General features: G+C 61.2%; 10 protein-coding genes. 9 read left to right on the top strand and 1 reads right to left on the bottom strand.

Annotation, left to right across the window (positions count from 1 at the left end):
* Positions 1-36: 36 nt before the first annotated feature.
* Both choW and choV read left to right on the top strand, forming a co-directional pair.
* Positions 37-882: a choline ABC transporter permease subunit gene (choW, locus tag HKK52_RS23100; RefSeq protein ID WP_169372735.1), complete on the top strand. Its 846-nt coding sequence runs from the start codon at positions 37-39 to the stop codon at positions 880-882.
* Positions 879-2,057, top strand: a complete 1,179-nt coding sequence (choV, locus tag HKK52_RS23095; protein ID WP_169372734.1) for a choline ABC transporter ATP-binding protein — start codon at positions 879-881, stop codon at positions 2,055-2,057. Before choW ends, choV begins: the two co-directional genes overlap by 4 nt.
* A 198-nt stretch (positions 2,058-2,255) precedes the next feature.
* On the opposite strand, the gene HKK52_RS23090 is transcribed toward choV, so the two are convergent.
* A complete protein-coding gene (locus HKK52_RS23090; protein WP_237150807.1) occupies positions 2,256-4,205 on the bottom strand; it encodes a BCCT family transporter in 1,950 nt (649 codons plus the stop codon).
* A gap of 379 nt (positions 4,206-4,584) precedes the next feature.
* On the opposite strand from HKK52_RS23090, the gene betI reads away from it, so the two are divergent.
* The 7 genes from betI to dbpA all read left to right on the top strand — a co-directional run bounded on the left by betI (position 4,585) and on the right by dbpA (position 14,765).
* Positions 4,585-5,178, top strand: a complete 594-nt coding sequence (betI, locus tag HKK52_RS23085; protein ID WP_010466984.1) for a transcriptional regulator BetI — start codon at positions 4,585-4,587, stop codon at positions 5,176-5,178.
* A 99-nt stretch (positions 5,179-5,277) separates the two neighbouring features.
* Positions 5,278-6,750 (top strand): betaine-aldehyde dehydrogenase, encoded by a 1,473-nt coding sequence (betB, locus tag HKK52_RS23080; RefSeq protein WP_169372732.1) that lies wholly within the window; start codon positions 5,278-5,280, stop codon positions 6,748-6,750.
* Between the two features lie 153 nt (positions 6,751-6,903).
* Complete coding sequence (gene betA, locus HKK52_RS23075) at positions 6,904-8,607, top strand: choline dehydrogenase (protein WP_169372731.1); 1,704 nt, start codon at positions 6,904-6,906, stop codon at positions 8,605-8,607.
* A gap of 227 nt (positions 8,608-8,834) precedes the next feature.
* Positions 8,835-10,277 (top strand): TldD/PmbA family protein, encoded by a 1,443-nt coding sequence (locus HKK52_RS23070; RefSeq protein WP_169372730.1) that lies wholly within the window; start codon positions 8,835-8,837, stop codon positions 10,275-10,277.
* On the top strand, positions 10,277-11,626 hold the full coding sequence (locus HKK52_RS23065; protein ID WP_169372729.1) for a TldD/PmbA family protein: 1,350 nt from the start codon (positions 10,277-10,279) through the stop codon (positions 11,624-11,626). The genes HKK52_RS23070 and HKK52_RS23065 overlap by 1 nt, the downstream gene beginning before the upstream one ends.
* A 139-nt stretch (positions 11,627-11,765) precedes the next feature.
* A complete protein-coding gene (gene mdtD / locus HKK52_RS23060; protein WP_169372728.1) occupies positions 11,766-13,193 on the top strand; it encodes a multidrug transporter subunit MdtD in 1,428 nt (475 codons plus the stop codon).
* Positions 13,194-13,379: 186 nt separating this feature from the next.
* Positions 13,380-14,765, top strand: a complete 1,386-nt coding sequence (gene dbpA / locus HKK52_RS23055) for an ATP-dependent RNA helicase DbpA (RefSeq protein ID WP_133835654.1) — start codon at positions 13,380-13,382, stop codon at positions 14,763-14,765.
* Positions 14,766-14,881 lie beyond the last annotated feature (116 nt).

Raw genomic sequence — 14,881 nt, 5'->3', positions numbered from 1 at the left:
GGCTGTTTATTTCCTTGCATGCGGACGTTCACTACCATGCTGATTGATCAGAAAATCCCCTTAGGCCAGTACATCGCGGGCTTCGTTGAATGGTTGACGCAACACGGCGCCAGCACCTTCGACGCAATCGCCGTGACACTGGAAACGATGATCCACGGCGTGACGTTTGCGCTGACCTGGTTCAACCCGCTGGCATTGATCGGCCTCATCGCGCTACTGGCACATTTCATTCAACGAAAGTGGGGGCTGACCGTTTTCGTCATCGCCTCCTTTCTGCTGATCCTCAACCTGGGGTATTGGCAGGAAACCATGGAAACCCTCGCCCAGGTGCTCTTCGCGACCCTGGTCTGCGTGGTCATCGGCGTGCCGCTGGGCATCGTCGCCGCGCACAAACCGATGTTCTACACACTGATGCGGCCGGTGCTCGATCTGATGCAGACCGTACCGACCTTCGTGTACCTCATTCCAACCCTGACCCTCTTCGGGCTGGGCGTGGTCCCGGGTCTGATTTCGACGGTGGTGTTCGCGATTGCCGCGCCTATCCGCCTGACCTACCTGGGTATCCGTGATGTTCCCGCAGAACTGATGGACGCCGGCAAAGCCTTTGGCTGCTCGCGCCGTCAGCTGCTCTCGCGCATCGAACTGCCCCACGCCATGCCAAGCATCGCGGCCGGTATCACCCAGTGCATCATGCTGTCGTTGTCGATGGTGGTGATCGCCGCACTGGTGGGCGCCGACGGTCTGGGCAAACCTGTGGTCAACGCACTGAACACCGCCGATATCGCCCTGGGCTTCGAAGCCGGGTTGGCAATCGTACTGCTGGCGATCATGCTCGACCGTATCTGCAAACAACCCGACGCTAAAGTAGGGGGTGACGCATGAGCATTATTCGCTTCGAAGACGTCGACGTGATCTTCGCCAAAGATCCGCGTGAGGCGCTCAAACTCCTCGACCAGGGCATGACCCGCGACCAGATCCTGAAAAAGACCGGGCAGATCGTCGGCGTTGAAAAAGCCAGCCTGGACGTCGAAAAAGGTGAAATCTGCGTACTGATGGGCCTGTCCGGCTCCGGCAAATCCAGCCTGTTGCGCTGCATCAACGGCCTCAACACGGTCAGCCGTGGCAAGTTGTTCGTCGAGCACGAAGGCAAGCAGATCGATATCGCTTCCTGTACCCCGGCAGAACTGAAAATGATGCGCACCCAGCGCATCGCGATGGTGTTCCAGAAGTTCGCCCTGATGCCGTGGCTGACCGTTCGCGAGAACATCAGCTTCGGCCTGGAAATGCAGGGTCGCCCAGAGAAAGAGCGGCGCAAACTGGTGGACGACAAGCTTGAGCTGGTGGGCCTGACCCAGTGGCGTAACAAGAAGCCCGACGAACTCTCCGGCGGTATGCAGCAACGGGTGGGCCTGGCCCGCGCGCTGGCGATGGACGCCGACATTCTGTTGATGGACGAACCGTTCTCGGCCCTTGACCCGTTGATTCGCCAAGGCCTGCAAGACGAGTTGCTGGCACTGCAAAGCAAGCTGAACAAGACGATCGTGTTCGTGAGTCACGACCTTGATGAAGCGCTGAAGCTCGGCAGCCGGATTGCGATCATGAAAGACGGGCGCATCGTGCAGTACAGCGTGCCGGAAGAGATCGTGCTGAACCCGGCGGACGATTACGTGCGGACCTTCGTCGCCCACACCAATCCGCTGAATGTCTTGTGCGGTCGCAGCCTGATGCGCACGCTGGACAACTGCAAACGCATCAACGGTTCGGTGTGCCTGGATCCGGGCGGCGATTCGTGGCTGGACCTGGCCGAAGGCAACACCATCAAGGGCGCACGCCAGAACGGTGCGAGCATGGACTTGCAGAACTGGGCGCCTGGGCAATCGGTTGAAGGCTTGGGTCGTCGGCCAACGCTGGTGGACTCCAACATTGGCATGCGCGAAGCGCTGCAGATTCGTTACCAGACCGGCAACAAACTGGTGCTGCACGACAACAACAAAGTGGTGGGGATCCTCGGCGACAGCGAGCTGTACCACGCACTGCTCGGCAAGAACCTGGGTTAAGGCAACAGACACAAAAACGCCGCGAGAGGATCGCGGCGTTTTTGTTAGTGCAGATATTTGGCTTGGAATGCTGACAACTGTGGCGAGGGAGCTTGCTCCCGCTGGGTTGCGAAGCAACCCCAAAAACTTGTGAGTGCTACGCACTCAAGCGGGAGCAAGCTCCCTCGCCACAACAGCTTTACCGCATCACCTCAAGTCTCAGCTATAGACACGGCCAAGGAGCTGCCGATGGCTTTCAAACTGATCGAGCACGTCACGGGTGATCTGATCCTGAGCGAAGCCCATCAGGTCATAGTCCTGGCTGCCGTTGTGCAGGTACACCTCGGCGCGGTAGTAGCGTGCGCGAGGTTCATCGGCGCTTTCGGCCGACACCGTCTCGCTCGCTGCGGCCAGGTAGCCGTCCAGGCTCACTTCGTAGACGAAAGGGTTGCCCTCTTCCATCTCGATCCGCAGGCCCATGCAACGCTTGGATTTACCGAGCAAGGTCTGCACTTCCAGGCCTTGAGCCTGCAATTGCACCGCCGCATCTTCCAGCGCCGGGCTGACTTGCTTGTCCATGAAGCGCTGCACGATCGACTGGTTCGGTTGCAGGTCCAGCTGGGTCAAGCGCTCGCTGAAACCACGACGACCGCGTGCGGCCAGTTCCGCTTGCTCCTGTTCGACCTGCACATCCTGGCGCATCTGCTTGTGCAAACCGAACATGAAGAACACCAGCACCACCGAGAACGGCAGACCGGCCAGCACCACCATGGTTTGCATGGCTTCGAAGTTACCGGCAAACAGCAGGCCGATGGTCACCAGGGTAATCACCGCCGACCAGAAGATCCGCAACCAGTGCGGCGCATCTTCATCAACGTTGCCGCCCTTGCAGGACAGGTTGGCCATCATCACCGCGCCGGAATCCGCCGGGGTCAGGAACAGCACGAAACCGACAAAGATCGACACGCCGATCACAATCTTCGACGCCGGGTAATGCTCCAGCAACTGGTAGATCGCCATCGATGGCTGTTCCAGCGCCGTCTTCCCGAGCTCCACCGCCCCATGGTTCATCACCAGGTCCAGGGCCGAGTTACCGAAGATCGACAGCCACGCCAGGGTGAAGCCCAGCGGGATCAGCAATACGCCGGCCACCAGTTCACGCACCGTGCGACCACGGGAAATACGCGCGATGAACATGCCTACGAATGGCGCCCAGGAAATCCACCACGCCCAGTAGAACAGGGTCCACAGGCCCAACCAGCGGTCGGACTTGTCACTGTCGCCTTCGTACACATACAGATCGAAGGTCTTCAGCACCACACCGTTCAAGTAGTCGCCGATGTTCTGCACGAAGCCGTTGAGCAGGTGCAACGTCGGGCCGAACAGCAGCACGAAAATCAGCAAGCCGCTGAACAGCACGATGTTGAGGTTGGACAGACGACGGATGCCGTTCTCCACGCCGGACACGGCCGCGATGGTCGCCACGGTGCTCATCACGATGATCACGATCAGCAGGTTGGTGTTGCTGTGTTCCATGCCGAACAGGTTTTCAAGCCCCGAGGACACTTGCAGCGAACCGATCCCCAGGTTCGTCACCAGCCCCAGCAGGGTCACGAACATGCCGAAGCCGTCCACCGCATGCCCGGCCGCGCCTTTGACCCAACGCTCGCCCACCAGCGGATACAGCGCCGAGCGCAATGCCAGCGGCTGGTTATGACGGTAAGCAAAGTAAGCAACGGCCAGACCGACCAATGCGTAGATCGCCCAGCCATGCAGGCCCCAATGCAAGAAGGTCAGTTGCACCGCCTGACGCGCGGCCATGTTGCTGCCGGCTACGCCTTCCGGCGGGTTGAAATAGTGGTCCAGCGGCTCGGAAGCACCGAAGTACAGCAGCGAGATGCCGATACCCGACGAAAACAGCATCCCCGCCCAGGCGCCGTAGCTGAAGTCCGGGGTGTCGTCCTTGCTGCCCAGTTTGAGTTTGCCGTAGGACGAGAACGCCAGGCCGACCACGAACACCAGGTAAGCGGCGATCACCACCATGTAGTACCAGCCGAAGCTGCGGGATAACCAGGCCTGGGCAATGCCGAGCAATCTGCCCGCCTCTTGCGGGGCGATGATCAGAATGGCGGTCAACAACAGGATCAACGCGGTAGAGGTGTAGAACACCCAACCGTTGACCGTCACCTTCTCGGGTGGGGTCTTTATAAGAGAGGCAGAACTCATGGCACAGATGCTCCAGGCAGTGCGAGAGAAGAACACAAGGCAACGCGTTACCCGACCAATCGGTTAGTTGGCAGCCGACCGGCGGGTGATATAAAGACAGCCCGAAAAAAGCCCGAAGCCCGGGAGCGCCTGTGCGCAGGGGTTTCGAGCGGTTTCAGATGTCGTTTTTCCGCCAGCTACACGTAGCAAAAACCGGTAGACAGCGACGAATTGTCGCAGATCTTATTCTTTGTTGATTGAACGTTCAATCAAAACAAAATAGACTGGCCCTCAATCCGACAGACGTTTTTCGTCCGTCGGAAGGCCTAAGGAGATGTGCAAGATGCCCAAGGTCGGTATGCAACCCATCCGCCGCCAGCAATTGATCGAAGCCACATTGCAGGCTGTCGATCAGGTCGGAATGGGGGACGCCAGCATTGCGCTGATCGCCCGTTTGGCCGGTGTCTCGAATGGCATCATCAGTCACTATTTTCAGGACAAGAACGGCCTGATTGCTGCCACGGCGCAGTATCTGATGAGCGTCCTCAGCGAGAACGTCACCGCGCGTCGTCAAGCGCTGGAGGACAGCAGCCCAAGGGCGCACCTTCAGGTGATTATCGAAGGCAACTTCGACGCCAGCCAAGTCAATGGCCCGGCAATGAAAACCTGGCTGGCCTTCTGGGCCACCAGCATGCACCACCCGTCATTGCACAGGTTGCAGCGGATCAACGATCACCGCCTGTATTCCAACCTGTGTTGCCAGTTCCGCCGTGTATTGCCGCTCGATGATGCGCGCAGTGCAGCTCGCGGCCTGGCAGCCCTGATCGACGGTTTGTGGTTGCGCGGCGCCCTGTCGGGAGATGCTTTCGACACTGAGCAAGCGCACCGCATCGCTTACGAATACATGGATTTCCAATTGGCCAAGCAGGTGAGCTAGAGCACACATAACCGCTCAGCCCCTGAACCGTCACCGATCGCCAACGCTCCACGGCACCCGGTGACCAACGCCAACCACTTATGCACTTGCGAGGACACTATGGCCCGTTTCGAACTGCAAAAACTCTACATCGATGGCGGCTACTCCGACGCCAGCAGCGACGCCACCTTCGAAGCCATCAACCCGGCTAACGGTGAAGTCCTCGCAAAAGTACAGCGCGCGACCTTCGACGACGTCGAGCGTGCTGTGGTCAGCGCTGAAAAGGGCCAGAAAATCTGGGCCGCCATGACCGCCATGGAGCGTTCGCGCATCCTGCGTCGTGCCGTCGACATCCTGCGCGAGCGCAACGACGAACTGGCCGCCCTGGAAACCCTGGACACCGGTAAATCCTTCTCCGAAACCAAGTACGTCGACATCGTCACCGGCGCTGACGTGCTGGAATACTACGCAGGCCTGGTGCCCGCCATCGAAGGCGAGCAGATTCCACTGCGCACCATGTCCTTCGTCTACACCCGTCGCGAGCCGCTGGGCGTCGTCGCTGGTATCGGCGCGTGGAACTACCCGATCCAGATCGCCCTGTGGAAATCCGCACCGGCCCTGGCGGCCGGTAACGCGATGATCTTCAAGCCAAGCGAAGTCACCTCCCTGACCACGCTGAAACTGGCCGAGATCTACACCGAAGCCGGCGTTCCGGCTGGCGTGTTCAACGTGCTGACCGGCAGCGGCCGTGAAGTCGGTACTTGGCTGACCGAGCACCCACGCATCGAAAAAATCTCCTTCACCGGCGGCACCGACACCGGCAAGAAGGTCATGGCCAGCGCTTCGAGCTCGTCGCTCAAAGAAGTGACCATGGAACTGGGCGGCAAATCCCCGCTGATCATCTTCGACGACGCCGACCTCGATCGCGCCGCCGACACCGCGATGATGGCCAACTTCTACAGCTCCGGCCAGGTCTGCACCAACGGCACTCGCGTGTTCATCCCGACGCATCTGAAAGCCGCTTTCGAAGCCAAGATCGCCGAGCGCGTTGCCCGTATCCGCATCGGCAACCCGGAAGACGAGAACACCAACTTCGGCCCGCTGGTCAGCTTCGCCCATATGGAAAGCGTGCTGGGCTACATCGCCAAAGGTAAGGAAGAAGGCGCTCGCGTCCTGTGCGGCGGCAATCGCCTGACCGAAGGCGACCTGGCCAAAGGCGCCTTCGTGGCACCGACCGTGTTCACCGACTGCACCGACGAGATGACCATCGTTCGCGAAGAAATCTTCGGCCCGGTCATGGCGATCCTGACCTACGACACCGAAGAAGAAGTGATCCGTCGTGCCAACGACACCGACTTCGGTCTGGCCGCGGGTATCGTCACCAAGGACCTGAACCGCGCTCACCGCGTGATTCATCAACTGGAAGCCGGTATCTGCTGGATCAACGCCTGGGGCGAGTCCGACGCGAAGATGCCGGTCGGCGGCTACAAGCAGTCGGGTGTTGGCCGTGAAAACGGGATCAGCTCGCTGAACAACTTCACACGCATCAAATCGGTACAGGTCGAACTGGGCGATTACGCCTCGGTTTTCTAAGCAGACGCTGAAAACCCTGTAGCAGCTGCCGAGGCACGAGGCTGCGTTGCGCGTCCGCAGGACCGCCCCCGGGGGTCGCTGCGCACCCAACGCAGCCTCGTGCCTCGGCAGCTGCTACGGGCGACCTGACCAACTTCAATGAGGGTGCATTTAATGTCCCAAGAATACGATTACATCATCATCGGTGCCGGCTCGGCCGGTAACACCCTGGCGACCCGTCTGACTGAAGACGAAGGCGTCACCGTCCTGCTGCTCGAAGCGGGCGGCCCGGATTACCGTCTCGACTTCCGCACGCAAATGCCGGCCGCGTTGGCGTTCCCGCTGCAAGGCCGTCGCTACAACTGGGCCTACGAAACCGATCCAGAGCCTTACATGGACGGTCGCCGGATGGAATGCGGTCGCGGCAAAGGCCTCGGTGGTTCCTCGCTGATCAACGGCATGTGCTACATCCGCGGCAACGCGATGGACTACGACAACTGGTCGAAACTGCCGGGCCTGGAAAACTGGACCTACCTCGACTGCCTGCCGTATTTCCGCAAGGCCGAAACCCGCGACATCGGCCCGAACGACTACCACGGTGGCGACGGTCCGGTCAGCGTGACCACGCCAAAAGCCGGCAACAACCCGCTGTTCCACGCGATGGTTGAAGCAGGCGTGCAGGCCGGTTACCCGCGCACCGAAGACTTGAACGGTTACCAGCAGGAAGGTTTCGGCCCGATGGACCGAACCGTGACGCCGAACGGCCGTCGCGCCAGCACCGCTCGTGGTTACCTGGACATCGCCAAGAAGCGCTCGACCCTGACCATCGTCACCCACGCCCTGACCGACAAGATTCTGTTCGAAGGCAAGCGTGCGGTCGGCGTGCGTTACCTGATCGGCGCCGCTGAAGAGCGCGTTGAAGCCAAGGCGCGCAAAGAAGTGCTGCTGTGCTCCGGCGCCATCGCGTCGCCGCAGATCCTGCAACGCTCGGGCGTCGGCCCGGCCGAACTGCTGAAAAAACTCGACATCCCGGTGGTCCACGACCTGCCAGGCGTCGGCGAAAACCTGCAGGATCACCTTGAGCTGTACCTGCAATACGCCTGCACCCAACCGGTGTCGCTGTACCCGTCGCTGCTCTGGTACAACCAGCCAGCCATCGGTGCCGAATGGCTGTTCAACGGCACCGGTATCGGCGCCAGCAACCAGTTCGAAGCCGGCGGTTTCATCCGTACCCGCGAAGAATTCGATTGGCCGAACATCCAGTACCACTTCTTGCCGGTGGCGATTAACTACAACGGCAGCAACGGTGTGAAAGAGCACGGTTTCCAGGCGCACATGGGTTCCATGCGTTCGCCGAGCCGTGGTCGCATCCAGGCCAAGTCGAAGGATCCGCGCGAGTACCCGAGCATCCTCTTCAACTACATGGCCACCGAGCAGGACTGGCAGGAATTCCGCGACGGCATCCGCCTGACCCGTGAAATCATGCAACAGCCTGCGCTGGACGCTTACCGTGGCCGCGAAATCAGCCCGGGCATCGACGTGCAAACCGATGAGCAGCTCGACAAGTTCATCCGCGAACACGCCGAAACCGCGTTCCACCCGTCCTGCTCCTGCAAAATGGGCACCGACGAAATGGCCGTGGTTGATGCTGAAGGCCGTGTACACGGGATGCAGAGCCTGCGTGTGGTCGATGCCTCGATCATGCCGATCATCACCACCGGCAACCTGAACGCGCCTACGATCATGATCGCCGAGAAAATCGCCGACAAGATCCGTGGTCGCCAGCCATTGCCGCGCAGCACCGCTGACTACTTCGTCGCCGGTGATGCACCGGTGCGTGGCAAGCCGATGCGGGATGTGAGCCCTACCGCGCAGTAACCTCCCCTGATCGTTCCCACGCTCTGCGTGGGAATGCATCCCGTCAGAGCGTCCATGGCGGCATTCCCACGCAGAGCGTGGGAACGATCTCCGCACACCGGCAATCCTTTCCTACACCGCTTCATGCTTGATCCTACCCCCCGCGCAGGCCTAATCTAGCGCCACGCAAACGTTTCACCCCCTCGCTGCACCGATACGCCGCTTCTCCAGACCAAGGAGGTTCTCGAATGTTCGATTTCCACCCCCAGCTCAAGCAGCGTTTTGCTGCCTTGCGCACGGGCGCTGAATTCTTTTCGCTGCGTTATGTACGCGAGTCCGGCCAATACCTGTCAGTACGCAAGAATGTCGCCGAGCCGCCGAGCCTGCGCCGGGACGAAGGCGCGATGCTGACCGTTCGGGTCAACGGCGTCGAAGCCTACGCCGCGACCAACGACCTGTCGCAACAGGGCCTGCAAACCGCGCTGGAGAAGGCCGAGCAACAAGCCCGCCGACTCAAACCCCACGCCTTGCTCGACCTGAGCGCGCAAGTCGTTTCCAGCGACCGCGCCGATTACTTTTCGCCGAACCTCGACCAACCCTTCCCGTCCCTGAGCGACTGCTACCAACTGCTCGGCGCCGAATCCGCTGCCGTGCCCAAGGACGAGCGACTGGTGAACTGGGAAGTCAGCATCGGCATCACCAACGTCGAGCAAATCTACCTCAGCAACGCCGGCGCCGAACTGCGCCAGGCCCAGCGTTTCGTCTACCCGAGCCTGGAAGTCACCGCCTACGACGGCAACGACAGCCAGACCCGCACCCTGGGCCGCGAGAACTTTGGCCAGCAGGGCGGTTTTGATGTGATCAGCCGCTGTGGCCTGGTCGGCGCCGGACCGAAAATCGCCGATCAGGCGCTGCAATTGCTGCTGGCGCCGAACACCCCGAAAGGCCCACGCGACCTGCTGTTGATGCCAGACCAGATGATGCTGCAGATCCACGAATCCATCGGCCATCCGCTGGAACTGGACCGCATCCTCGGTGACGAGCGCAATTACGCCGGCACCAGTTTCGTCAAGGCCGAAGACTTTGGCCGCCTGCAATACGGCTCCAAACTGCTCAACGTGACCTTCGACCCGGACATTCCAGAGCAACTGGCCAGTTACGGCCATGACGACGACGGCACCGCCGCGAGCAAACAATTCCTGATCAAGGAAGGCCTGTTGCTGCGGCCATTGGGCGGTGCGCTGTCGCAATTCCGCGCGGGCATGGACGGCGTGGCCAACAGCCGCGCTTGCAGCTGGAACCGTCCGCCGATCGATCGCATGGCCAACCTGAACATCGAGTCTGGCGATCAACCGTTGGAGCAAATGATCGGCAATATCGAACACGGCATCTTGATGAGCACCAACCGTTCCTGGTCCATCGACGATGCGCGCAACAAGTTCCAGTTCGGCTGCGAATGGGGCCAGTTGATCGAAAACGGCGAACTCAAAGGCGTGGTCAAGAACCCGAACTATCGGGCAATTTCCGCGCACTTCTGGAAAAGCCTCAGCGCTGTTGGCAACGCCGACACTGTCAAGGTCCTGGGCACGCCGAACTGCGGCAAGGGCGAACCGAACCAGGTGATTCGCGTCGGCCATGCGTCGCCGGCCTGTGTGTTCAGCAATGTGGATGTGTTTGGGGGAGATGCCTGATGACTCACTTTACGAGCGCCCCTGACAACCAGGCCGAGTCGTTCAATGTCTTGGTCAACTGGGTGCGCGATGCGATTCGCGAACCGGAACAATTCACCCTCAGCTACGCCGCCGAGTCCTCGGCCTTCGTGCGTTTCAACCACGCCAAGGTCCGTCAGGCCGGGCAGGTGCAGCAGGCGAGCGTCGGTTTCAAACTGATCGACGAGGGTCGCCACGCCGACCTGAACATCACGCTGTCGGGTGATGCCGAAGTCGATGTGCTGCGCCTGGCCGAAGGGCTGCAACAGCTGCGCGAAACCTTGCCGTTGCTGCCGCAGGATCCGTACTTGCTGCTCAACCACAACGGTTGGCAGAGCAACAATGTTCAAGATCACCCGCTGCCGGACACCGAACAAGTGGTTGCTGAAATCACCCAGGCCGCCGAAGGGCTCGACCTCGTCGGGTTCTACGCCGCCGGGCCGATCAGCCGTGGCTTCGCCAGTTCTTCGGGCGCGTTCGGCTGGCATCAGGCCAACAGCTTCAACTTCGATTTCAGTCTGGTGCATGAAAACGGCCAAGCGGTGAAAGCCAGTTACGCCGGGCACGACTGGAGCAGCGAAGGTTTTGCCAAGCGCTTCCAGCAAGCACGCGAGCAGTTGGCATTTCTCGGTCGACCTTTGCGCACCTTGGCACCGGGGCAGTACCGCGCTTACCTGGCCCCTGCCGCCATGGAAGAAATCATGGACATGCTCGGCTGGGGCGGTTTCTCGGCGCAGTCGATTGCCAGCAAGAACAGTCCGTTGCAGAAGCTCTACGCTGGCGATCAGTCGTTCAGCCCGTTGGTGTCCGTCGATGAGAAGGTCAGCGGTTCCCTGAGTCCGGCGTTTTCCGGCGAAGGTTATCCGCGCAGTGATCTTGGGTTGATCGTCGCCGGCAAGGCCGGCGCGCAAATGGTCAGCTCACGCAGTGCCGCGGAATATAGCCTGACGGCCAACGGTGCCGGTGGCGGTGAGATGCCGAGTGCGTTGAACATGGCGCCCGGCGCATTGCCTGAAGCCGAGATTCTCAAGCAACTGGGCACAGGGCTGTACATCAGCAACCTCTGGTACCTGAACTACTCGGACCAACCGGCGGCGCGCTTGACCGGCATGACGCGGTTCGCGACCTTCTGGGTCGAGAACGGCGAGATCCAGGCACCGGTGAGCACCATGCGTTTTGATGACAGCGCCTACAACCTGCTCGGTTCGCAGCTGGAAGCGTTGACCCAGGAGCGCGAGTTGCTGCTGTCGGCGAGTACTTACAGTCAGCGGGCGACGGCGTCGTCTTTATTGCCGGGGGCGCTTGTCAGCCGGTTGACGTTGACCCTCTGACCCAGATCGTTCCCACGCTCCGCGTGGGAATGCAGCCCGGGACGCTCCGCGTCCTATTGAAGGCGTAACGCAGAGCGTCACAGGATGCATTCCCACGCGGAGCGTGGGAACGATCATTGATAAACCCACCAGAGGTCCCATGCCCAACCGCCCGCCTCTCGATGCTGTCACTGCCCGCTGGTTACCGTGGGTCGTCGCCATTGCCTTCTTCATGCAGTCCCTCGACGGGACCATCCTCAACACCGCCCTGCCGGCCATGGCCCTGGACCTGGCGGAAAACCCGCTGCGCATGCAAGGCGTGATCATCGCCTACATGCTCACTGTCGCCTTGCTGATCCCCGCCTCGGGCTGGATCGCCGACCGTTTCGGCACCAAGAAGATCTTCTTCGGCGCGATCCTGCTGTTCAGCATCGGCTCGTTGCTCTGCGCGTTATCGAGCACGCTGAGCATGTTGATCGGTGCGCGGATCATTCAAGGCCTGGGCGGTGCCTTGATGTTGCCGGTCGGCAGGTTGGTTGTTCTCAGGGCCTACCCGCGTTCGGAACTGGTGCGGATCATGGGTTTCATCACCATTCCCGGTCTGCTCGGCCCTTTGCTCGGGCCAACCACCGGCGGCTGGATGGTGCAGTACTTGTCGTGGCACTGGATCTTTTTGATCAACCTGCCGGTTGGCGTGATCGGTTGCTACGCGGTGTGGAAGTTCATCCCCGACCTGCGCGGCAGTGAACGCACGCGGTTCGATAGCCTCGGCTTTCTGCTGTTCGGCGCGGCGATGGTGCTGATCACCATCGCCATGGAAGGCCTCGGCGAATTGCACCTGCCGCATCTTCGCGTGATGTTGCTGCTGTTCGGCGGCATGGCCTGCCTCGCGGCTTATTGGTTACGGGCCGGGCACATCGATAATCCGCTGTTTGCGCCGTCGCTGTTCAAGACCCGGACGTTCGCCGTGGGCATTCTCGGCAATCTGTTCGCCCGCCTGGGCAGCGGCGCCCTGCCGTTCCTCGTGCCGTTGCTGCTGCAAGTGGCGCTGGGGTATTCGCCGTCCCAGGCCGGGATGAGCATGTTGCCACTCGCTGCGGCGGCGATGTTCGCCAAGTCCGTGGCGCGACCGCTGATCGAGCGCTTCGGCTATCGCATCATCCTCACTGGCAACACCCTGGCGCTGGGCGTCATGCTGGCGAGCATGGGCCTGGTCACCGAGCAAACGCCGTACTGGCTGCTGTTGGTGATGCTGGCGATTGCCGGCGCGATCAACTCCTTGCAGTTCACCGCGATGAACACCGTGACCCTGATCGACCTCGACGACGCCAGCGCCAGCAGCGGCAACAGTTTGCTGTCGGTGGTGGCGCAATTGTCGCTCAGCCTGGGTGTGGCCTGTGCCGGTGCGCTGCTTGGCGGCTTTACCGCAGAGGTTGGAAACGATGGCGTGGAGACGGTTTTGGGTGCGTTCCAATTGACCTTTGTGACGGTCGGGATCATGGCGATGCTGGCGGCGACGATCTTCTCGCAACTGTCACCCAATGATGGCCGACGGGTGGTCAGCCGCGAACACGACATCGAACACTGACCCGTAGCAGCTGCCGAGGCATGAGGCTGCGTCGGGCTGCGAAGCGGCCCCCGAGGGCGGTCCTGCGGACACACAACGCAGCCTCGTGCCTCGGCAGCTGCTACAACGTGCTTCTCGTCCAGAATTTGCAGGTGCAGCGCGCAGGCCTGATACACTGCGCGACATTTTGTTTTGCAGGCCCGTCCCGTGACCACCATCGCCACCGCTTTTAATACTTTGCCGCTGTCCGCCGCCATGCTGGCTAACCTCGACTCTTTGGGTTATGCCGAGATGACGCCGATCCAGGCGCAAAGCTTGCCGGTGATCCTCAAGGGGATGGACCTGATCGCCCAGGCCAAGACCGGCAGCGGCAAGACCGCCGCCTTCGGCATCGGCCTGCTGAACCCGATCAATCCGCGCTTCTTCGGTTGCCAGGCGCTGATCATCTGCCCGACCCGCGAGCTGGCGGACCAGGTGGCCAAGGAAATTCGTCGTCTGGCCCGTGCCGAAGACAACATCAAGGTCCTGACCCTGTGCGGCGGCGTGTCCCTCGGCCCGCAGATCGGTTCCCTGGAGCACGGCGCGCACATCATCGTCGGCACCCCGGGCCGGATCCAGCAGCACCTGCGCAAGGGTTCGCTGATCCTGCATGGCCTGAACACCCTGATCCTCGACGAAGCCGACCGCATGCTCGACATGGGTTTCTACGATTCCATCGAAGAAATCATTGCCCAGACCCCGGAACGCCGCCAGACCCTGCTGTTCTCGGCCACCTACCCGACCGGCATCAAGCAACTGGCCGCGAAGTTCATGCGCAACCCGCAGATCGTCAAGGCCGAGGCGTTCCACGACGACTCGCAGATCGAGCAGCGCTTCTACGAAATCTCCCCGGAAGAGCGCATGAGCGCTGTCACCAAAGTGCTCGGCCATTTCCGCCCTGCGTCCACCGTGGCCTTCTGCTTCACCAAGCAGCAAGTTCAGGAAACCGTCGATCACCTGACCTCCAAAGGCATCTCCGCCGTCGGCCTGCACGGCGATCTGGAACAGCGTGACCGCGACCAGGTGTTGGCAATGTTCTCCAACCGCAGTACTTCGGTACTGGTCGCCACCGACGTCGCCGCTCGCGGCCTGGACATCGATGCGCTGGACATGGTGATCAACGTCGAGTTGGCCCGTGACTCGGAAATCCACATTCACCGTGTTGGCCGTACTGGCCGCGCCGGTGAGAAAGGCATCGCAATCAGCCTGGTGGCACCATCCGAAGCCATCCGCGCGCAAGCCATCGAGAAGCTGCAGCAGTCGCCGTTGAACTGGGATCAGATCGACAACCTCACCTCCCAGGGCGGCGCGCCGCTGCTGCCGGTGATGAGCACGTTGTGCATCGGCGCTGGTCGTAAAGACAAGGTGCGTCCGGGCGACATTCTCGGCGCACTGACCGGCGACGCCGGTATTCCGGGCGCCCAGGTCGGCAAGATTGCGATCTTCGATTTCCAGGCGTTTGTGGCTGTGGAACGCGGGATCGCCAAACAGGCGTTGCAGCGTTTGAACGACGGCAAGATCAAAGGTCGTTCGTTGCGCGTGCGCATCCTCTGATCCTGATCGTTCCCACGCTCTGCGTGGGAATGCATCCCGTGACGCTCCGCGTCACATAACGGCGGACGCAGCGCGTCCATGGCGGCATTCCCACGCAAAGCGTGGGAACGATCATT

The organism is Pseudomonas sp. ADAK2, from assembly GCF_012935755.1.
Lineage (GTDB): Bacteria > Pseudomonadota > Gammaproteobacteria > Pseudomonadales > Pseudomonadaceae > Aquipseudomonas.
Note: the sequence above shows the minus strand (reverse complement) of the source record. Positions and strands in the feature narration are given on the sequence as shown.